Here is a 22,124-nt window from a genome sequence, read left to right as displayed (position 1 = left end):
GTGGATTTTGAAAAATTCTTAGCAAAACAAATGTATACTTTTAAAAATGAATTAAATTTATTAACAAATGATTATAGTGAACTAAAACCACATTTTAGCTTATCTCATAACGGTATATTAGATAATGAAACTGAAAAATTAGTAGAATCATGCTCTTTATTTATGACTCTAAGCAATGCAAAAATGCAAGGCGTTATAGCAAATGAAATTAAAAAATTTATGGAACCAATTTTTCCAGAATGGTTTCTTCCAGAAATACCTACTTATATCATAGAATATCAAAATTTTGATGAATTTTCTGATATTTATAAATATATTTCAGAAAATGAAGTTATACCTTGCGATATAAATATTAATGACATTAATTATGAATTTAATTTAAAAAAAACAGACAATATAATACCATTTAAAATTGATAAAAGTTTTTTTATTCCTGGAGAACACTCAGCTTTTCTTTCGTTAATTTTTTCTCCGATTACTGAAGATGAAAATATTGAATTATTTAACTCAAAAATTAGACTTTATTTTAATCATAGTAATAAAAAATTTATACTTTCATTATTTGATTTTATATTTTCTGATAAAAAAAACTTATTATTAACTTATAATTCGACAATTTTTGAAATTGAAAGGAATAATTTAAATTTCTGTTTCGATAGTAATAAAGATCCTTTCAATTTATTTGATAAAAATAAATTATTTAAAATTAAAAATATACTCAACAATTTAAAAAATTTATTTTTTATAGAAATTAACCTTGCTTCAGCCCCATTAATAACCAGTGATTTTGAATTAAAAATACCAATTAATCCTTCTGCATATGAATTATTTAAGCATGAAAAAGATTTCATAAAAACCAACTGTTTTATTGTTCATAATATTTATGAAACAGAAATTCCTTGGAGTTTTATTTCAGTGGATAGTCCTTCAGAAATTGAAGTAGCATCTTTAAAAGAACAAGGTATTCTTTGTATCACAGACATGAAAATTTATGATAATATTAAAGATAATGAAGTTTTAAACGAAAAGCATATTTCAATGCTGAGCAGTTTATATTTTGAATACGATATTCCATTCAATATTATTCACAAAATTTTAGTTAATAAAGAAAAATTAAAAAAAGAATATAGAATTAAAATGAAAGGTTTAGCAACAAATATTTTTTCTGACTATAATACTCTTCAAAATATAGATATAAATATTGGTGGAAAATTAGGTTTTTCATTTGGAAAAATATTAAATTGTGATAGCAATCATATCTTTTATTCTGAATTGTTGTGTGATTCAAAACTATTTAACTTTATGTATAATGCAAATATATTTTTGCCAAAAAAAATTCATGGGTTGGAATATTTATTGGATTATTTTATAAAAATTGAAAAATTTTATTTCAAAGATAAAGAAATTATTTTTGATTTCATTAAAGATATAAATATTCTAAAAAAAGAAATTTATGTTTGTTCAAAGTCTTATCCCCAAAATTACTATTCAGAATATTTAATTTCATTAAAATCTAGTGAAAAAAATATCTTTCTGACTCAATTTCTTGAATTTTTCCTTAACTACATTCTTGAAAAAGATTTCATCTGCATAATTAACTCTCAAATAAGGAACTAAATTTTGAAACTTGACATTTATTCAATTAATAAAAACTCTTCTGGTTATACATTAAAAGCTTCTTTTTATAAAAGAGAAAGTAAGATTTTAGAAATGGGACTATGTGATTTTTCGATGCATGAAACTATTAGTCGTCTTTCTTATATGACCTTTTATGTAAACTTAACTATAGCTCAATTAAAAGAATTAAATAAAAAACTAAAACTAGATACAGACAAAATTTCACATTTTTTTTATTTTTTTAAAGTCCATATCCAAATTTATAATTCTTTAGGAATACCAATTAGAGAGTTTTCTGCCTTCATTGATCAGGTTTCTGTTGATGACATGTCCTATTCTAATAGCAAAAGAATTTCATTTACTGCATTTCCTTTGCCTTATTTTATGTCAAAAATAGACTCTTATAGAGTTTATATTGATAAAAAAGTTGAAGATATTATTAAAGATGTTTTCAAAGACTTTAAAGCTATGTCTTTTACTGAATATGTCCCAAAATTTAAATTACAAAAACCAAGAAATACAAAAAGACTGAACTGTGTCCAAAATGGAGAAACAGACTGGGATTTTATTTTACGCTTAATTGATGAAGAAGACTGGAATTTTATTTTTAAACACAAAAATAAAGAACATGAAATGATCATCTTTGATGACATTAAACTCCTTGAAACTTTTATTGATAACCCTAAAGCAAGAAAAATTAGCTTAAATATTGAGGACAAAGCTGATGCTTTGCAACAGTCTGAAACAAACCCTTTAAAGGACTTTATTCAATTTCAAAACGATCGCATTTCCCAAATTTCTTTTGAAAACTCTGGCGCTCCTATTTCTATCAAAGCTTTCGATCATGATCATCGAAATTACGGAAAAATTCTTTTTAATGAAGCAAAAACAAAATCTACCGAAGAATATCTCTTAAAAGGAAAAAAAATTTCTGGCTTTGATGGTCTAAAAAAATACAAAGACAAAGGTGCTCTTGCTGCTTTCGTCGATGCAAAATCCGAAGAAATGAATAAAAAAGAAAACTCTCTCCATAAATTGGCTTATGGCGAAACAAACAACCTCACCATTTACTTAGGATCTTTAATTACAGCTAATTACAGTTCTTTTGACAAAAGGCCTGTGTCTGGCTCTGTTCATCAGATTAACTCTTACTGTGTCAATAGCTTTACTTTTCATCTCCAATTTATTGGTAGCTCTGATTTTGAATTCTCTAATTCTATTTCTATGCACCCGAAAAAAGTTACTTATAAATCTAAATTTATCTACAATCGAAATTACATTGATGGCACTATCACCGCAAAAGTTTTTGGTGAAGAAAAAGAATTAAATATAGATGAAGACTACTTTATTAAAATACTTCTTCCCTGGCAATATGATAACTTTACCGATAAATCTAAATTTCTCTATGCGCGTTACATGTCCCCTTGGGCTAATAACAAATATGGGGTCTTTGCTATTCCTCGCGGTATTGAAGAAGTTTTACTTGTATTTGAAGATGGTGACCCTGACCTCCCTATCGTCATTGGGGGCGTTTATAACCATAAAAGACCTGCTCCTATCGATATTAAAAAGAAAAAACATGTCTTTGCTATCTATGACCAACCTTCAAAAAATAAAAAGAACAATTTCTTTGAAATGGATCATCAAACTTCTACTGTTAATTTAGCTGCCGCTCAACACATGAAAATCCGTTCCTTTGGTGATCACCTGACCCAATCCAAATGGAAAATGGAAATGATCACCGCTAAAAACATGCTTTCTAAATCCAAAGAACAAATGGAATTTAAAGCTGATAAAAATATGCTCCATGATGCTAAGGAACATATGGAGGTCTTGACTGAGAAATATTATAATTTAAAAGCAAAAGAACAAATTGAATTTAAGACAGAAAAAAATATGCTGCATGAATCCAAAGAACATATGGAATTAAGTACGCAAAAAAACTTTTCACTACAAGCTGTCGAAGATATTCAAATAACAACGGATAAAAATATAAACATAAAAGCAGGTGATGAAATTACTATTAAAGTTGGTTCAAGTGTAATTAAACTAGACAAAAGCGGAAATATTTCTGTTACAGGAAGTAAAATTACTTTAAAAGGCAAAATGGGTGAATTAGAAATTAAATAATATTAATAAATTTTTTGGATATAAATATTATGAAAAAATCGGTCATTGTGTTAGGCGATCCGCTTTCAAGCGGCGGAAGTGTCGTTAGTACTTCACAGACATTTATAACAGCAGAAGGAATTCCAATCGCAACAATTGGAGATAGTACTTTTTGCCCCATCCCTCTTCATTGGTCTGGGACCATAGTGGAAGGTCTTGTTTATACAACAATATTTGGAAAAGCAATTGCTTATGATGGCTGTAAAGCTTCTTGCGGTTGTACCCTTGTTGCGAAACAAGCTTTAAACAAAGTATTTGTTGGTATGGCAAAACCTGATTCGGTTTCCTCTGAAGGTGACAATAAGAAAGATGACGAAACTACAGATAACGAAAAGGAAGATAGTAACAAAAATGAAGCAAATGAAAGTAACGAAGAAAAAGTATTTAGTAGCAACATCGCAGCAGCTTTAGGCGCATTTAATTCAAGTAATAAAGATGCAGGTAAAGAAAAAAACAATGAAAAAAATAAAGATAGTTCAGAAAATGGAACCGACGATGATGAATATGAGCATTTTTATTATTGTGAAGTAGTTTATGCGGATACTAATAAACCTGTTGAAAATATTTGCTACAAACTGGATGGAATGCCGGTTCAAGAAATGAAAGATGGAAAAACGATTAAATCGAAAAAAGAATTTAAAAAATTCAGATATTGGATAAAGTAAAATGACAGAATCTAAAATTGATAAACAAACAAAATATTTAGCTGCCGTTGCATATGGCGAAGCTGGAGTAAATTATAATATTAAAGAAATTACAGGAATAGCTTATGCAGTAATGAATAGGCTTCGTGCTTGGAATAAGTATTTAGTTGCAAAAAATAAAAAACCCTTAACTATAATTCAATTATTTGAAGAAGATAAGAAATATGCCTTTGCAACAAATGGAAAAAATGTTCGCTTTAATCTTTTCCAGGAAACTTCGGACGATAAGATAATTTCTGACCCAATATTCTCTAAAGTTCTTGAAGCTGCAAATAATGCCATAAATTGTACAGGTATTGATTATTCAAATGGTGCTTTTTGGTGGGATGGTAAAGATATATTTTCAAAATATAAATCTCATCCAAAAGTAAAAGTAGGTATTAAATTTACTGATCCTTCTCATAATATTTATAAAATAAAAGAGACTCCTAAGGGATATATCAGATATGTGACACATATAAAGATAAATAAAAAAACAAAAAAGGAGGAAGAAAAAAAAACGGAAATTGGAAGGCACGATTATATATTCAATTCAACCGCAGCTCATGGAGAAACCATTTTTTGGAAAACAGATCCTGATTACGTTAAATTAGCTAAGGCACTAGCATTTCGATAAAATTAAATGTAATTTTTTAAAAATATTTAAAATAAAAATTAATCTAGATTTGAATTTAAATAACTGAAATAGAGAATAGTATTTATAAAGGAAAATTGAATTATATAAAATCAACCTTACAAATTAAAAATAAAGTAAGTAATTTTTTAATTATATAATGCTTAAAGTGGATGAGTTGAGCAGAAGAATTTCACCTCCACCCCCTTCGCAGAACCGGACGTAAACCTCTAGATTTACCGGGTCCCATTATTCGAATTGATTAAATAATATCATTCCAATGTGCAAATAATTTTGCTCTTTGTTTTGCAACTTGATCCAACCATTTGTAACTTTGCTTTATACAACCTTGCATCTTTATATATTTTCACCTAACCCATCTGCTTAATCTTTCATTTAAATAAATATGAAATTTATTAAGTTCTGAAGGGTAGAACTTCCCGTAATAGACATTCCATCCTCGTATTACTGGATTAAAAGTTTGGGTAGTCTTAAACTCTTAATGCTGTGAAGGTATTGAAGAGTTCCAATTATTTTTGTAGTGATGATACAAAAATAATTGGAGGGTAAGAATGCCTATTTGTCCAATGTGTCAAAGTACACAAATCAAAAAGAATTGATTCATTTCAACTGGTAAACAAAATCATCGTTGCCTCACTTGTGGAAGACAATTTGTAGAAAATCCAGAAAATAAAATTATTTCCGAACAAACTTTGAATTTAGTGGATAAACTTTTGCTTGAAAGAATTTCTATTGCTGGAATTTCACGTGTCACAGGTATTTTTGAACCCTGGCTTCAAAAATATTTCAATGAAAAATACGATAATTTAGATAAAAAAATACCTGAATTCGTTGTTAATAATAAAAAAAATTCAAGTTAAAATAGAGTGTGATGAAATGTGGTCATTCGTAAAGAGTAAAAAAATAAACAGTAGATTTGGATTGCGATAAATAAGGAAAATCCAGGAATTATTGCTTTGTATATCGGCTCGAGATCAGCAAAAGGAGCAAATGGTTTGTGGGAGTCAATACCTAAAATTTATAGAGATGAAGGTTATTTTTACAAAGATTTCTGGGAATCTTATGAAGTTATTTTTCCAAAAGAACAACATAGTTCGGTTGGTAAGAATAAAGGATTAACGATTTAGGTTGAAAGATTAAATAATACTATCAAACAAAGGTGTTCAAGATTGGTAAGAAAAACTTTATCTTTTTCAAAAAAAATTGAAAATCATATCGGTTCTGTATTGTATTTTGCGCTACATTATAACAAAACATTAAGAGTTTAGGACTACCCTTCATCAGTGAGCAGGGGATTTGAGTTCTGACTTATTTTTAAAAAAGAGTTGGAAGAGAGTTGAGAAAAAAAATTGCAGGTAGTAGGATAAACGCTAATGAGCTGGTTCGGCCAATCCATTTGTAACTCCTTTGTTACTTTTTTATGCAAAAATTAACTATCAAATTCGAGCTACTTTTTCATTCCTAACAATTGCTTTCTCAACTCTTAACTGGCATTTAATGATACAAAGGTTCTAGGTGTATATATGAAAAAAATAATATTACCATTTATTTTATTAATTCTTAAGAGCTATGTATACGCAGAAAAAATATATAGTTATGATGACATTTTAGAAAATTACAAATGTTTTGATAAATCAAATAACTTTGATGGAATTATAGACGGTGATAAATATTTAAAAGACCCTGATGATGAATGGAATTATTACGCTGAATTCAAAGATAAAAATTTGAAAGTTACAGGCTATAGAAATACAATCATAATAAATAATAAAAAGTTTAATATTCGCAATCTTCCAGGAATAGGTAAATACAAGAAAGATAATACTAATTGGCGTCAAGCATTTATTTATAAAAATAATAAATCTATTTGTATTGAAACTACATCTATGGGTTCAAGATATCCGCATATTATATTTATTGAAAATTTTGAAAAGCCTAAACCCTATTATTTTAATGGCTTATTTTTATATTGTACATATATGAGAATGATAAAAAATAAATTTTATATACCAACCTACGAATTATTTGGTTCACAGTTTAATAATGATGCAGAAAAGGTAAAAGTTAATTATAGACAAATTTCACCAGGTTTTCCAATTAAATATAAATTTGAAGGTAAATTTATAAATGCGTCTGATGATTCTGAATTTGAATTAACTAAAAGTGAAATAGTAAAGTAAAAGTTGTTAGTATATGAGTTTTATGAGTTTGACTTGTCTCTAGAATTTGTACTTGGATTCAAATAGAAACATAACTTTGAATATTTGTTTTCAACGAATAATTTTAAGCAGGTTATATAATTTTTATTTTGTTTTTATTAAATGCCAATTAATAGTTGAGAATGTGTATTTAGAAAAAGAACGTAACACGTCAGGATAGCCTTTTCTTTACCCACAAACTAATTGAAATCAAAATGCAATTTTTTGATAAGAGTACAATATCATAATATAGATGCCCTCCTTAACTCAAAATGAGGTGGGTGTGATTCATACAAATGCAATGTCAACATGGATAAATTTGGAATTTTTGAATGTTGATTTTGATGACCAACGTCTTGATGCAAGATTTAAAAAAATAAGCATTGGATTAGCTGAACAGTCTGAAAAAAATATATCCAGTAGTTTTGATTCATGGAAAGAAATAAAAGCATGATATCGTTTTTTTTCTAATGAAAAGATTACAGCAGAAAAAATATTACAACCGCATAAAATGCGAACTGTTGACAGGATAAAAGAATGCTCAAGGGTTCTTCTAATACAAGATACTTTAATTTAGAGCTATCCTAACAGACCACAAACAAAAAACTTAGGTCTTTGCTCAAAGCATTATTCATCATTTACTCAAACTAAAGGCTTAATATCTCATGAGCTATTAGCAGTAAGTGATAAAGGCGTCCCTCTAGGAATTCTGGGGCAAAAATTTGTTGATCGTAAAACTTTTAAAGAAAATGGGCGACTCACAAAACAACAATATCAGAGATTATCTATTGAAAAAAAAAGAAAGTACTAAATGGATTGAACTTATCAAAGAATGCACTGCTTATGATTTTGGAACACACAAACTATCCATTTAGCAGACAGAGAAGGAGATATTTATGAACTTTACAGAAATTGTTTAGATTGGAATGAAAATTTTTTAATAAGAGCTTCCCACAACCGCACAATAAACAAAAAAGCCATCGCAGTGAATCTGATGAAAAACTCTTTGAGGTTTTAGAAAATTGTCGTTCAAAAGGTATTGTAAATATTAAAGTGACAAGTTCACAGATCGGAAGAAAATATCTTGAAGCAAAGTTATCAATAGTCTATAAAGTATTTTCGATGCATCCTCCACCAAATAGAACGAAAAATAATTACAACAATAATATACAAATACTTAAGATAACAGCAGTTATGGCAGTTGAAAAAAATCCAACGGAAGGAGAATCACAATTATGTTTTATTTCATTAAGAAATTTACCATTAAATTCATTCGAAAAAGCTGTGGATAAAGTAAAATTATATTCCATGCGTTGGAATATAGTGTTGTTACATAAAATCGGGACTTAATGTTGAAAAAGCACCACTTAGGGATGCAAATAATTTAAAAAAATATGCTGTATTAACTTTTATTTTATCTTGGAGAATATTTTGGATAACAAGATACTTTCAACAAGAAAAAGAAAAAAGTTGTGAAAATGTTCTTAGTGAATACAAATGGAAAGTTTTATATAAAAAATTCAACAGGAATAAACCAATTCCAATTAAACCACAAAGTATCAAAGATATTTATATTTGGATTGCTAAACTAAGTGGATTTATCGGTAGTTAAGGAGATGGAAATTCAAGAATAGTATCTATGCGGAGAGGTTGGACTAGATTTATGGAATTATTAGATGACTACAAATTATTTTGTGGGTAAAACAAAGGCTAGCCTGACGTGTTACATTTTAGTACTGTTATAAGACATTAATATTTGAGTGAAGTGGTCACAGTTCTTCCTTGAAATGAGTGAATAAAAAGCAAATAAAAAAGCTTAAATTTATAGGAATAAAATAAAATTCGATAATTTATTACAAAATTGAAAATAACTAAAAAGTAACATAAAAGAATAACGTTACTGATTTTTGAAGTTGGACATGTGAGATGTAAATGCCAGCATACTAGAAAAAAATCAAACCAGAGTTATTCAATTCAAGGAGTAAACATGTTTAAAATACAATATCAGGCAAGCCTATTGCCCTTGCTTTTTCTACCAGCAATGACGTTTGCAAATGAGAGTAGCGATTTTGTAATTTATCTCGAGCCGAAATTAGCTAAGCCGCACATGTCTAAAAAGAGTTATGCAGACGAAAATGAAATTGTTTATCTTGTAGCAGATGGAACTGGGAAATTAAGTGCAAAATTAGCAAAGAAAAATGGTAAAATTACCACAGGTGGGATAGATGAAGAAGGCTCACAGCTTTCTGATTATCGCATAAAAATTCCCTCTAACGCTAGTGGCAATATTTCGATAGTGTTAGATAGCACAATCCAACAAGACCCTAAATGTCATAAAGTCGCTTTTTCCTCCGCTCAGAAATACGCCTATATATCCAAATTACCCAATTCATTAGACACCGCAACTCACTGTAAATTTCTTTTGCATGGTAATGGCACAGAAAGTAAAAACATAACTATTTTAATGAATTATTCATTTAAAAAGTGGTGTCGGTTAAATACAGGACTCGAAGCAACCAAAACAGCAAAAAAAATAAGTAACAAATGTGATACAAATGCAGTGAAGGGTTTAACAAGTTTAAATCTTGATGGAGAACGTCTATTAGATAAAGATAAAATTAAAGATATTAGCCCCCTTGCTGGGATTACAAAGCTAAAGAACTTTCAACTATACAATAACAAACTCACCCAGCTCCCCCCAACACTCTTTGCGGGCTTAACAGAGCTTGAAACGCTAACTCTTTCTAACAATCAACTCAGTCAGTTAGACCCTAATACCTTTGCACTGAATACAAAGCTAAAGGGGTTAAATCTAAGCATTAACAAACTCACCCACATTCCCCCAACACTCTTTGCGGGCTTAACAGAGCTTGAATGGCTAGGGCTTTCTTACAATCAACTCAGTCAGTTAGACCCTAGTACCTTTGCATTAAATACAAAGCTAAAGGAGTTATATCTATACAATAACAAACTCACCCACATTCCCCCAACACTCTTTGCAGGCTTAACAGAGCTTGAATGGCTATGGCTTTCTAACAATCAACTCAGTCAGTTAGACCCTAGTACCTTTGCACTGAATACAAAGCTAAAGGAGTTATATCTTGGCAGTAACAAACTCACCCACATTCCCCCAACACTCTTTGCTGGGTTAAAAGAGCTTGAAAAGCTATGGCTTTCTTACAATCAACTCAGTCAGTTAGACCCTAGTACCTTTGCATTGAATACAAAGCTAAAGGAGTTATATCTACACTACAACAAACTCACCCACATCCCCCCAACACTCTTTGGGGGCTTAACAGAACTTGAATGGCTATGGCTTGAGGACAATCAACTCAGTCAGTTAGACCCTAGTACCTTTGCATTGAATACAAAGCTAAAGGAGTTATATCTTGGCTATAACAAACTCACCCACATCCCCCCAACACTCTTTGCTAGGTTAAAAGAGTTTGAAAAGCTATGGCTTTCTTACAATCAACTCAGTCAGTTAGACCCTAGTACCTTTGCACTGAATACAAAGCTAAAGGAGTTAGATCTTGGCTATAACAAACTTACCCACATTCCCCCAACACTCTTTGCTGGGTTAAAAGAGCTTGAAAAGCTATGGCTTTCTTACAATCAACTCAGTCAGTTAGACCTTAGTACCTTTGCATTGAATACAAAGCTAAAGGTGTTACGTCTTGACAGGAACAAACTTACCCACATTCCCCCAACACTCTTTGCTGGCTTAACAGAGCTTGAAGAGCTAGCGCTTCGTGACAATCAAGCTGGTACGTTAAATAGATCTGAATTTAAGCGGAATCATTCTAAATTGAAAAATTTTATACTATAAGCTTCTTTGCGCGAAGAAGTTTTTTTTTATTCTTCATCAAGTTTTTTTACCAAGTCTCAAACCTGAGAGAATAGTTCTGTTATAGAATGCGTCATAGCTAGTGAGAGCTGGTGTGAGAATTGTTACTTTCTAGTATTTTTAGGCCAGAGCCTTAGCTAAGATCAAAATAAATGGAATTTTACTTTTCTGAAGGGAACATATTAATTTTTTTTGTTCATCTAAAAAACAAATACTATCGTTATAAATGATGCGATTGGGGTGAAATAATTCAATATATTGTAAGCGCGTCACCGAAACCATCTAAACCGAAAATTAAAATGGAAATATAACTTCTTTTTTAATAAAAAGGAGAGCAAGGATGCGCCGGTCAAGGGAAGAAGCTCAAAGAATCTTAAGACAATATTCCACATCAGGTCTTTCAAAGAGGGAATTTTGTAATCAATTTAAATTATCAGAAGCAGTATTATATAATTGGTTAAAAGTTAATAAAACTCAGAACAATGTGAATTTTATACCTGTCACTCATAAAAGTGATATTAATGAAGATAAAAATTATCAAGTAGAAATCGGAAAAAATGTGAGCTGCTATGATGTATCAATGCATGAAATTAAAATTGAATTTCCAAGAGGTATAATTATTAAAATTCCAATGAATCCAGGTCCTAGATGGATATCCAATATTATGAAGGAAATGCAATGAAAAACTATCGTGAATTTTCATCGATTTATTTATGTGTAAGAGCTGTCGATTTTAGAAAAGAAATTTATGGACTTGTTAATTTAATTAAGTATGAAATTAATGATAAACCTTTTTCTGGTTCATTATTCAGTAAATCGTCGAACCTTCAAACATTGCCGAGTAAACCTCAATGTGTGAAGGTTCGACGATTTACACCTAATCATCTAAAATATAAAAATAATATTATGCTACTAGAACGGGATTTAGAATTATTAGTTTCACTTTACGGTTAATAGATGAATAAAATTGGAACTTTGTCTTTGTACAGCACAAAAACAAATCTGAAATGCATATTTATGATAATAATGATTCCCCTACAAAAATAATTCCAAAAGGTATAAATCCCTGTTTAAAATTAGAGATTATTGATTCCTTTGAAAAAATTAGTCAATTCACCAGCAAAATTTTCTTTTGAATCTTCTTGTTTTACTAAATTCTTTTCTGAATTTCCTACTGATTGTTTTATCTTATATGAAAATACTATTATCAATATTATTATAAAAAATGGAAGAACTAAGCTTACATTAAAATTTAAACATGTTTAATCCATAGTTAACATACACTAGTTTACAAATTTCATGCTACGTTTCTATTCTTTTCAATTTCTTACCGAATATTTTAATTTTATTCCAATGATATAAATTTAATCTTTTTTAATTGCTTTTTTTTTCATCAATTGAATCTTAGTGAATAAATTGATCCTAAAATTCTCAAGAAGCCAAAAACATCATTTTGAGCATTTCTTATTGACTAAGTAAAATGCTCAAAATATAGTTTTATTTGTTTTGAGCAGAATAGAGGTTACTATGTCCAATAAACTATTTATCGGCCGAAAAACTGAGCTAGAGCGACTAAAAGCTATATACAAGAAAAAAGCTTCTAGTTTAATTGTTGTAAAAGGACGAAGAAGAATTGGAAAAAGCAGACTTATCCAAGAGTTTGCTAAAAAATCCAATGCTCAAACATTTTGGAGTTTTGCTGGTCTTGCTCCAGAAGATGGTATCTCTGCACAGGAACAAAGAAATAATTTCGCCCATCAATTTGCGCTAGTACTAAAAATCCCACCCATGACTTTTCTAGATTGGAGCGATGCGTTTGAGCATTTAAGTCTTCATATTAAGTCAGGAGACATTATTTTATTTGATGAAATTTCGTGGATGGCGTCAAAAGACCCTACTTTTATCCCCAAACTAAAAGCTTGGTGGGATAAGCAAGCTATTCACATGGTTCTGGTATTTTGCGGATCAGTCTCAACATGGATTGAGGAAAATATTTTAAAAAGCACATCATTTTTTGGACGTATCAATTTAACTATCAGTTTAGAACCTTTTTCCATTAGCGAAAGCTCTGAGTTTTTACAAAATCTCGGCATGCAGCTTTCTCATTATGATATGTATAAGTTGCTCAGTATTGTTGGCGGTATACCTTGGTATTTGGAGCAATTCAATCCTAATATAACTGCTGATGATAATATAAAACAACTTGCCTTTGAAAAAAATGGCTTACTTGTTACCGAATTTGATCATATTTTTCATGATTTATTTAATACCAAAGGCACTACATATAAAAAGATTTTAGATAGCCTAAAAGACGGTGCAAGAACATTATTAGAAATTAGGCAGAGCATAGAATTTGCTCACAGTGGCACTCTTAGCCAAATGATGGATCATCTGATTGTGGCTGGTTTTGTAGTTAAGCAACCTTTATGGTCATTCAAAACGACAGAACCTCTAAAACAAAGTTTATATAGAATTTCAGATCCCTATATGAGATTTTATCTCAAAGTTATAGAACCTAATCTGGGAGCTATTGCAGAAGGTGGATTCAATCAAGTGCCCCTATCTACCATGCCAGGTTTTGAAACTCATTTGGGATTACAATTAGAAGCTTTATTACTACAAAATCGGCCACTGTTACTTCAAAAACTAGGCATTTCTCCTGTTGATATTGTACGTGGCGGCCCTTATCGGCAAACCAAAACCACAACTCAACAAGGTTGCCAAATTGATTATCTTGTGCAGTCTAAAACAAATTGCTTGTTTATTTGTGAATTCAAATTTAAAAGACGTGAAATTAACAGAGAAATTATTCCAGAAATGCAAGAAAAGATATCAAGATTAAAGACACCTAAGGGATTTGCAAAGTTAGCAGTATTGTTTCATTTAAGTGGAGTTGCATCCTCTGTAGCTACAGATCCTTATTTCTACCGTATCGTTGATATAGCAGATTTTTTAGAAATAGAATCCATAAAAATAAATAAGTGACAACTTCAAAAGGGATTAGGATATCAAAATAATTTGGAATAATATAAAAAATAAATTTAGAAATGATAAAGCTTTAAAAGATATAATTGGATATCAAACTAACTTTAATATTTGGGCAATTATATTGAAATATATTGATTCAAATTTTAACCCACATTATTTCTGTAATGGTGAAATTATAAAAATATTTGAACTAAAAAAAGAACATTTTTCTTCAGGTGAAATAAGCCTAAATTTTAATATTATAGACATGGAAATTTCATGTAACTTTTTTGAAGAAGAACAAGTTCAATTTACTTTTAATCCCAGAGATGTAAAAAACGAAAAAAACTTTAATTATTTATTAAATTTTATTAGAAATATTTCAAACATATCTAACACAAATTTTATAATAACAGAAGAAAATATTAAAAATTATAAAATTATTGAATATAATTGTAAAAACAAAACCTTCTATGACATAGATGAAAATTCCTTTAATATCGATATTTCTTCAGAAAGATGAAATTTATGCTTATGCATTTTAAATTTTTATTTATACGAAAAATTTTTATAATTTAAGAAATATATCATTTAATGAGCTGAGTTAATTTGACAGATGTTAGAGTATGTTAAAACCCTTGATCCAAATAATTTTATTGTCAAATAATGGAGATATAATGCTGAAATTTGAATATCATAGAGAAGTTAAAGGAGACTGTATAAGAAAAGGATTATCTCCTGATCAAACAAGGAAAATATTAAAAAGTCATTTTATTATTTCAGAAGAAGAAGAGTTTTCTGAAAAAAATGATTATTATAGTGAATTAGGACTAACAACTTACTTTAATCAAAATGATCAACTTGTAGCTATAAATATTTCTAAAAGATCTAATACATTTGATTTTTTAGGGTTTGATATTTTTACCAACTTTATTAATTTAAAAGGATTTTTATTTAATAAAAACATTATTTATACATTTAATGATCTAGGTATTGAATTAGAAAAAGATAAAATTGGAATATATATACAAGATTTTGACAGTAGTATTGATGATTTGAATGACTCAAAATACAAAGAGCAAAAAATTAATTCAATTTATATAGATTTTGCAAGTAATGATTGCAGCTTGTCATTTGAAATGAATAGAATCAAACCATATACCATCAAAGAAAGCTTATGAAAAAAGTAAAATTACGGCAAAAATAGGACCAGCTATTTTAATATATTTTGATCATCAAAAATATTTAGCTTCTTATGGAAAAAGCAAAGCGACAAAACAATACATAGAGTATCAAAAAAAATTAATAGAAGATGGCAAGATAATGGATGCTATTCAAAAAGATATTGAAGACATCACAGCAAAAACAAGTAGCTTGTATACGAGAGGGATACAACAGATGAAACATTATGCTCGAACTATAAGTCCTGAAGATTTTAAAGCTATTTGAATTTTCTAATCTTTAATAGAAGAAAGTATTAGAAAAATATCAATTAAAAGATTTCGTAAAGAATTAAATTCCATTTTTTGGGAATCTTATTGATTAGTTCTTACAAAAGAAAAACACTACTTCGCTTGAACAGACCAGAAAATTAACTTACTGCTGAAGTTGTACGAAAGAAAAATTACTAATAAAACCGGCGTTAATTTTAAGTTTAATTTTATTATTTACAATAATAACTTAGCAAAAAAACTTTACTAAATGCTGAAACTAAGAAAAATTTTATTTTCACTCAGAAAAAAATACAAAATTTAATCTAAAAATTTATAATTCACCTTACTTTTATCTAAAAAATACTAGTTTTTTAAATTTTATATCCTAAAAAATTTATGCTATCTCAAAACATTTATTTGTTGAAACTGTTATTTGAAAAGTTCATAAATCAAAAGTTTTCAAAAACAATATTCAGATGTTGCTTCTAACAAATAAATCACAAAATGAAAATTTTTATCAATAAAATCTTTCATATAATTTAGAAATGGAAAACAAAATGCAAAATAACTTTAATGAAAATAATGTTCTAAAACACATTGAAATAATAAAAAAATATATACCTAACTTAGATTCCTTTTTAAACAAAGGCGCTTCAGAGGAAGACCTTAATTCTTTAGAAGTCTTCATTGGACAAAAATTACCCGAATCTTTTAGAGAATTTTATAAAATTTATAATGGAGAAAATGAAAAATACTTTGGTTTTATGTTTGGCTATGGCTTACTATCCATTCAGGAAATTATAGGTGAATTAGAGTTTAATAAATCTTTTATAAATCATAGAAGCGAATATGAACAGAATATTTTTTCATATGAATTTGCTGTCATTAAAGAAAAATATTTCTTTGAGGGATGGCTACCATTTGCTCAAGATGGAGGTGGAAATTTCCTTGCTATAGATTTTCAACCAGCTGAAAAGGGTAAATTAGGGCAAATTATTAATTTTGGTAGAGATGAAGATGTAATGTATGTTATTCAAACAAATTTTGAAAGTATTTTGAAATTATTAGTTGAGAAGCTTAGAAATGGTATATGCGTTATAGTAAATGAAGATTCTGATCACTATTACTTAGAATGTTGCAATAATTTTTTTATTGAAAATGATTACTATAAAAATATAAAAATGCATCCAAAAATAATACATCTTTACAAAAATAGAAATTCATTATTAAGTGCCAGTTTGAAAAAAGAATTTGAAATACCTGAAATATGTACATTTCATGATTATAAAAAAGTGTTTAATAAACTGAGTTACAGTTTTAATAATAAAGAATCTTTAAATATTCTACCTTATTTAGTTAATCTACGTGAACTTAGATTTAATTGCACTGAAATAAAAGATTTATCATTTTTGTCTGATCTACCTTTATTAAAAATCCTTGTTTTTCAATCAAAAAGCATTGATATAAGTAAAATAAATAATTTAAAATATTTACAGTCATTGACTATTAATGAAACAGAAATAAATGATTTCTGTGTTCTAAGTGACTGTAAAGAATTAACCAGCTTAGAATTTAGTTCAATGCGAAATTTAGATCTTTCTCCTCTAAAAGAGTGTAAAAAATTAGCCTACTTAGAAATAAGTCATTCTAAAATAGTCGATTTTTCAACACTTAGTGACTGCAAAAATTTGAAAAAATTAAGCCTGAGCCATATAGAACAATACAACCTAGATGTCATTGGACAAATAGAAAGTTTACTTGAATTAGAAATATATAACTTAGAAGTAAAAAGTTTATCATTTCTTAAAAATTTAAAAAATCTTGAAAGATTAGAATTTAAAGTTGTTGAAGATGGTAACTATTTTGTCATAGGAGAGTTAAAAAATTTAAAAGAAATTTCCTGTACCTATCCCGCATTTTTGGAAGTCAGAAAAATTCTTGGAAAAAAAGTTCGCTATACCTTGCGTAATTCTACTACAAAACAGCAGAGTGATGAATTTTTTGAGTTTTGTCGAAGTATTTAAGAAGAAGATGAATAAAAAATATTCAAACATTTATATTTATATAGAAGGAAATTAAATGATAAAAATACTAGATAAATTTATCAATATTTTTAAAGAAAAAAAGTCTGAAATATACGAATGTTATTTAAGAGATTTAAAAAGTTATTTTCTAAAGGAAAATTTTAAATTATATAAAGGAACAAATTATCCTAAAAAAATAAATAAATGTAGTGATAATATATATGCTTATCAAATAATTTTTATGATATCTGAAATAGATTTCCCAAAATTGAAAGAAATATTAATTAAATATTATAAAGCAGATATTGATTTCCTTGATAGAAATATGCCAGATAATAAAGATACTCATTTTAATAAAAAAATTATCTTAGAGCACGGTTTAGCGATTGCTAAGACAAATGAGTATGATGGAATTGTAATATATCTTTTAACCAATAATATAGAATTACTAAATGATATTGATCATGCTGAATTAGAACCACCTCCTCCATGGGTAGTTTTCCCAAACGAAAACCCAGTTGGATTTGATAAAATGCAATACATCATTGAGTTGTGGTTTGTGCTTTTCTGGGATCCATTTTGGTTTAATTTAAATCCTACCAAAAAAAGAGAATATATAGAAAAATTAAGACCAAATAATTGTTGGGAAAATTATTTAATTGAAAATCCTTACTACAAAAATATTATTATTGAAAATAATAACTGACAAAATATTTATATAAAGGTTAAATACTTAATAAAATTCTTAATTAAAGATTTCTCACAATCAAGTTTATATTTTCATTGAAAAAGCTATAAATAAGCCTGAATATACAAAAATTTTCATGAAAGATGAAGGAAAATTAATTTAATCTTGTGATTAAGTTTTTATAAGAGAAATATCCAATACATATTTTATTTTAATTTGAAGAAAATTATCTATAAAAATTGTAAAAAATATTTTATTTCAATTGATTATTCATTTTTTTAAGATATTAATATATTTCAAAGAAGTTTTTTCTTTGAATGATTTTTTTGAATGGTAATAAATTAAAATAGAAAATATTATTTGCATCAATACATAGTATTAAATGCTTTTTAAAATTAATTTAGAGGTGAATATGAATTTAATTATACTCTTAATATTTTTATTTCAAGTAACATTGCTTATAATTGCTTTAGCAGGTGTTATCTATCCAAAATCAGTTATTATTTGGTACTTCAAAGGAAAAGACAGACTTTACTATGCTTATGCCGTCCTCTTTATTGTACTTTCTTTTTTCGTATTAGCATGTTTTTATGATGACAATGAAACAAGTATTCCAGAAAATGAACCAAAAATAGAAAACAATAAAAATGTTTCAATAAAAAGTGAAAAATATTACCTAGTGACGGGACAGCAGTTTGAAAATAGATATGATAAATATAAAAAAATATCTGAATCTGATATTCTAGAATTAAATACAAAAATACAAAAAAATAATAGCGAATTTTTAGTCGTAAATATGAGCAAATATTTTACGATGAATTTAAAAATAGAATATAGTAATAATGTGAATTCACTTGAAGCTAAAGCAATTTTAAGTAATGAAAATTCTAAATCTGAAATATTTACTTCAACATTCACTACACTAATTTATGCAACAGAACCATCTATGCTAACAGATAATGCTAAGGAAGTATTTACTCAACTTTATAATGATAGTTTGTTAAATAAAAAAAATAATATTTATTTTGGAAAATATAAATTAAATAATATTGAATATAACCTAATTCATACTCCAAATGACTATATGCAACTAAAAATATTTAATACATTGAATAATGATTCGTAATTAATTTATAAAATTATTAAAATATTAATTTTAATGATAATATTTTTTAGATATTTACCAAGATAGAAATAATAAAATTTGTTATTATTATAATACTTTACTTTTTGTAAAATTATAATATAAGATATTTGGAAAATTTAATTTCCTCTATTTGATATAAATAATAGATTAAACAATTCAAATTATTAAGTGCGAGTTATAAAACGCAGATGGTATTGAAGATAAAGAAAATTATTAATATGGAACTTTTCTTCCAAAAATATAAATAAAATTTGATAATTTAAGATTAAAAATTAGGCTTTAAACAAAATTTGAAAGTGATAGTGATGAGATATTTAGAAGAATTTTTAATCATATTTTTTATTGTAATAGGTGTCATATATACCATACAAGGAAAACATTCTGGAGCATTTTCATTACATGGCCTGGCGAATATAAGTGTCACAAGTAGTGATGATAGTTTCCCTGATAGTATTGATATATTTGATAGGACAGAAAACATTCAAAAAGATATTTCATGCTGGGGGCAGCCTTGTGATCCAAATTCCATATTTGCAAATGGCTTAGAAGAAAATGTAGAATATCAAATTGAAGATTTTAAGAACTTTCTTACAGCAGATAATTCATTAAAATATGATGAAAAAAACGACTGTTACATTATCGAAAGAAGTAAAGTCTTTCTCAGTCTTCAGTCTAAAGAAAATTCTTATTCTATTGTTAACCCAAATGTCTGTTTATTTGTTTTGGAACAAGCATTTGATGAATATAACGGTATTCCCAAATTAACCGCCTCATTTTGGGGATATTCGAATAAAGAATTATTAAATAAATCTAATAAAACAAATAAAAAAAAGATATTTCCAAAATTATTGAGGACTTTAGTATTCAAACAAGTTAACAATCAAATATTACTTCACTCTGATTCAGGATATCTAAGAAATGAAAAATAGAAAGAAATTTATGTAACTAAATATTTTTTTTAAATCATTCAATTAAATTTCATGGAATGAAATTTTTTTAATATTAAATATGGAAAGGTCTTTATGAAAACATTTTTAGAGGAAATGAAAGAATCATTTCCAAAAAGCATTCCAATGCCACCCGAAATTGAAGCTATGTTTTTATGGCTAGAACAAAATGGATTTGTTCATAAATATACACACACTGATGAAAGATTTGCTAATTTGTATCAAGAACATTTAATTGATCATGGCGGTGCCTTTGCACAATTTATTTTTGCAGAAATTGATTCAAATAAATATTACACAGGAAGTGATGACCCATTTATCAATAATCGGCTTGCATTATTCGTCAGAGTTGATAAATGCGGAGATCGTGCAGGAATTTGGCTTGATGATGATGGGAATTTAAATTATGTTTTTGTTCCTAGCCATGGTGAACCGGGTTGTTTTTTGACTGATAATACCATAGATTTTATTCGTCTACTTGCAATTGGTTATGAAAATCTTGCATTAGATAACTATGATTTAACTGCTAAAGAAGAATACAAAAACTATTTAGGTAATGATAATGATGAACCACTCCCATTGGAGCCAATCGAATTTCGTGAATGGGTAGATCAAACTTTTTCAGTTAAAGTTCCTAAGTACGGCAATGAGATTGTAAAAATTCAACCATCAAAAGTAGAAGAAAACTCTCCTGATCCTTTCTTACTGTGGTGCCAAAAAGTTAGAAACTAACATTTAAAATACTTAAAAAAAATAAATTATGGAATGCTTAAAATTATTTCTGTCAAGAACTGAATTCAAGTAGTTTAAAATTTTTCTTCTTATTTTTCATTCATTATGAATAGATATAAAATATTTAATATATAAAAATTAATTAATACATCTATGCATTTTTAATAATATTTCATGTATTTCAATTTTAAATAAAATCACTTTTTTTCTTTTGTGCAATATGTTAACTGGTTGATAATGAAAGTTTTAGAATCACAACGTCTTAGTAGTAAATGTTTTTTAAATTAAAGTTCAATTATCTCAGTTAATATTTCATGAATGAATGAGGTTTTAAAATGAAACACTATGCATTTGTATCCTTAGCTGTTCTTCCTTTATTTAACAATGCAGTTTTTGCCCAACAATCAGTAACTACTCAAAATCAGGATTGGACAGGATATATAGACACGACAACAGGCAATAGTGAAAAGTACGTCTTCATTGATGCCTATGATAAGTACTTGGCGGATAAAAAGCCTGGGATAGCAGTTGATTTTGGCTCTGGTGCAGGAAATGAAGATATTTTTCTAGCAAAAAGAGGTTGGCAAGTTTATGCATATGACTCATCCAAACGTTCTGGTGAAATTTTAAGTAATCGAAGTATTGATTTAAAAGGAAAAATTAATTTTCAATTAAGTGATTTTGATTCTGCTATTTTACCTAAATCTTTTAACTTTTTTATTTCATTATATTCCTTACCTTTTGGAAATAAAGAATCGCTTCCTATATTGATAAATAAAGTTTCTACGCATATGAAAAAAAATGGAGTTTTTGCAGCAAACTTTTTTGGTGAAAAAGCTGATTTTGTAAAATCTGGAAAATGTTACTCAGTAACAGAAGATGAAATTAGAACTATACTAGAAAAAAATAATTTCCAAATTAAGTATCTTCTTCATAGAACTTATCAACAATTTTCAGCTTCAATGGAAAAAACAAACTTTGATTTATTTGACGTAATTGCAATTAAAATATAATATT

General features: G+C 27.8%; 20 protein-coding genes and 2 pseudogenes. 21 read left to right on the top strand and 1 reads right to left on the bottom strand.

The genetic code is table 11. The features are described 5' to 3' along the window. The 4 genes from GOY08_RS00620 to GOY08_RS00605 are packed head-to-tail and all read left to right on the top strand — an operon-like array spanning position 1 to position 5,106. Positions 1 to 1,617 (top strand): hypothetical protein, encoded by a 1,617-nt coding sequence (locus GOY08_RS00620; RefSeq protein WP_158996629.1) that lies wholly within the window; start codon positions 1 to 3, stop codon positions 1,615 to 1,617. A gap of 3 nt (positions 1,618 to 1,620) precedes the next feature. Then, entirely contained in the window at positions 1,621 to 3,747 is a 2,127-nt protein-coding gene (vgrG, locus tag GOY08_RS00615) for a type VI secretion system tip protein VgrG (protein ID WP_158996628.1), read from the top strand. A 29-nt stretch (positions 3,748 to 3,776) separates the two neighbouring features. After that, positions 3,777 to 4,451: a PAAR domain-containing protein gene (locus tag GOY08_RS00610; RefSeq protein ID WP_158996627.1), complete on the top strand. Its 675-nt coding sequence runs from the start codon at positions 3,777 to 3,779 to the stop codon at positions 4,449 to 4,451. A gap of 1 nt (position 4,452) precedes the next feature. Beyond that, a complete protein-coding gene (locus tag GOY08_RS00605; RefSeq protein WP_158996626.1) occupies positions 4,453 to 5,106 on the top strand; it encodes a hypothetical protein in 654 nt (217 codons plus the stop codon). 364 nt (positions 5,107 to 5,470) lie between these two features. On the opposite strand, the pseudogene GOY08_RS15695 reads toward GOY08_RS00605, so the two are convergent. Then, positions 5,471 to 5,575: pseudogene (locus GOY08_RS15695) on the bottom strand (group II intron maturase-specific domain-containing protein); the annotation flags it as partial. Between the two features lie 151 nt (positions 5,576 to 5,726). Between GOY08_RS15695 and GOY08_RS00595 the strand changes: the two are divergent. From GOY08_RS00595 to GOY08_RS00510, 17 genes and pseudogenes are all read left to right on the top strand, one after another. Beyond that, a pseudogene (locus GOY08_RS00595) lies at positions 5,727 to 6,392 on the top strand (IS1 family transposase). 255 nt (positions 6,393 to 6,647) lie between these two features. Continuing rightward, on the top strand, positions 6,648 to 7,304 hold the full coding sequence (locus GOY08_RS00590; RefSeq protein WP_158996625.1) for a hypothetical protein: 657 nt from the start codon (positions 6,648 to 6,650) through the stop codon (positions 7,302 to 7,304). 301 nt (positions 7,305 to 7,605) lie between these two features. Beyond that, complete coding sequence (locus GOY08_RS00585) at positions 7,606 to 7,776, top strand: IS4/Tn5 family transposase DNA-binding protein (protein ID WP_158996624.1); 171 nt, start codon at positions 7,606 to 7,608, stop codon at positions 7,774 to 7,776. Positions 7,777 to 8,044: 268 nt separating this feature from the next. Continuing rightward, positions 8,045 to 8,197 (top strand): hypothetical protein, encoded by a 153-nt coding sequence (locus GOY08_RS00580; RefSeq protein ID WP_158996623.1) that lies wholly within the window; start codon positions 8,045 to 8,047, stop codon positions 8,195 to 8,197. A gap of 178 nt (positions 8,198 to 8,375) precedes the next feature. Next, positions 8,376 to 8,672, top strand: a complete 297-nt coding sequence (locus GOY08_RS00575) for a hypothetical protein (protein WP_158996622.1) — start codon at positions 8,376 to 8,378, stop codon at positions 8,670 to 8,672. Between the two features lie 637 nt (positions 8,673 to 9,309). Next, a complete protein-coding gene (locus tag GOY08_RS00565) occupies positions 9,310 to 11,151 on the top strand; it encodes a leucine-rich repeat domain-containing protein (RefSeq protein ID WP_158996621.1) in 1,842 nt (613 codons plus the stop codon). A 358-nt stretch (positions 11,152 to 11,509) separates the two neighbouring features. Beyond that, the gene (gene tnpA, locus GOY08_RS00560) at positions 11,510 to 11,851 is read left to right on the top strand and encodes an IS66 family insertion sequence element accessory protein TnpA (protein ID WP_158996620.1); all 342 of its coding nucleotides are present in this window, start codon (positions 11,510 to 11,512) and stop codon (positions 11,849 to 11,851) included. Beyond that, positions 11,848 to 12,123 (top strand): IS66 family insertion sequence element accessory protein TnpB, encoded by a 276-nt coding sequence (tnpB, locus tag GOY08_RS00555; protein WP_158996619.1) that lies wholly within the window; start codon positions 11,848 to 11,850, stop codon positions 12,121 to 12,123. Before tnpA ends, tnpB begins: the two co-directional genes overlap by 4 nt. A 573-nt stretch (positions 12,124 to 12,696) precedes the next feature. Next, positions 12,697 to 14,154 carry an AAA family ATPase gene (locus tag GOY08_RS00550; protein WP_158996618.1) on the top strand — a complete coding sequence of 486 codons (1,458 nt, stop codon included), beginning with the start codon at positions 12,697 to 12,699 and terminating at the stop codon, positions 14,152 to 14,154. A 124-nt stretch (positions 14,155 to 14,278) separates the two neighbouring features. Then, complete coding sequence (locus tag GOY08_RS00545; RefSeq protein WP_158996617.1) at positions 14,279 to 14,659, top strand: hypothetical protein; 381 nt, start codon at positions 14,279 to 14,281, stop codon at positions 14,657 to 14,659. A gap of 154 nt (positions 14,660 to 14,813) precedes the next feature. Beyond that, on the top strand, positions 14,814 to 15,317 hold the full coding sequence (locus tag GOY08_RS00540) for a hypothetical protein (RefSeq protein ID WP_158996616.1): 504 nt from the start codon (positions 14,814 to 14,816) through the stop codon (positions 15,315 to 15,317). Positions 15,318 to 16,126: 809 nt separating this feature from the next. Continuing rightward, positions 16,127 to 17,593, top strand: a complete 1,467-nt coding sequence (locus tag GOY08_RS00535; RefSeq protein ID WP_158996615.1) for an SMI1/KNR4 family protein — start codon at positions 16,127 to 16,129, stop codon at positions 17,591 to 17,593. Positions 17,594 to 17,648: 55 nt separating this feature from the next. Then, positions 17,649 to 18,299 (top strand): hypothetical protein, encoded by a 651-nt coding sequence (locus tag GOY08_RS00530; RefSeq protein WP_158996614.1) that lies wholly within the window; start codon positions 17,649 to 17,651, stop codon positions 18,297 to 18,299. Positions 18,300 to 18,693: 394 nt separating this feature from the next. Continuing rightward, positions 18,694 to 19,407 (top strand): hypothetical protein, encoded by a 714-nt coding sequence (locus GOY08_RS00525; protein WP_158996613.1) that lies wholly within the window; start codon positions 18,694 to 18,696, stop codon positions 19,405 to 19,407. Between the two features lie 326 nt (positions 19,408 to 19,733). Then, positions 19,734 to 20,357, top strand: coding sequence for a hypothetical protein (locus GOY08_RS00520; RefSeq protein ID WP_158996612.1), 624 nt, complete (start codon positions 19,734 to 19,736; stop codon positions 20,355 to 20,357). A 93-nt stretch (positions 20,358 to 20,450) separates the two neighbouring features. Further along, positions 20,451 to 21,107, top strand: a complete 657-nt coding sequence (locus tag GOY08_RS00515) for a hypothetical protein (protein ID WP_158996611.1) — start codon at positions 20,451 to 20,453, stop codon at positions 21,105 to 21,107. Positions 21,108 to 21,442: 335 nt separating this feature from the next. Continuing rightward, positions 21,443 to 22,120 (top strand): methyltransferase domain-containing protein, encoded by a 678-nt coding sequence (locus tag GOY08_RS00510; RefSeq protein ID WP_158996610.1) that lies wholly within the window; start codon positions 21,443 to 21,445, stop codon positions 22,118 to 22,120. Positions 22,121 to 22,124: the final 4 nt, after the last annotated feature.

The organism is Pigmentibacter ruber, from assembly GCF_009792895.1.
Taxonomy (GTDB): Bacteria; Bdellovibrionota_B; Oligoflexia; order Silvanigrellales; family Silvanigrellaceae; genus Silvanigrella; species Silvanigrella rubra.
Note: the sequence above shows the minus strand (reverse complement) of the source record. Positions and strands in the feature narration are given on the sequence as shown.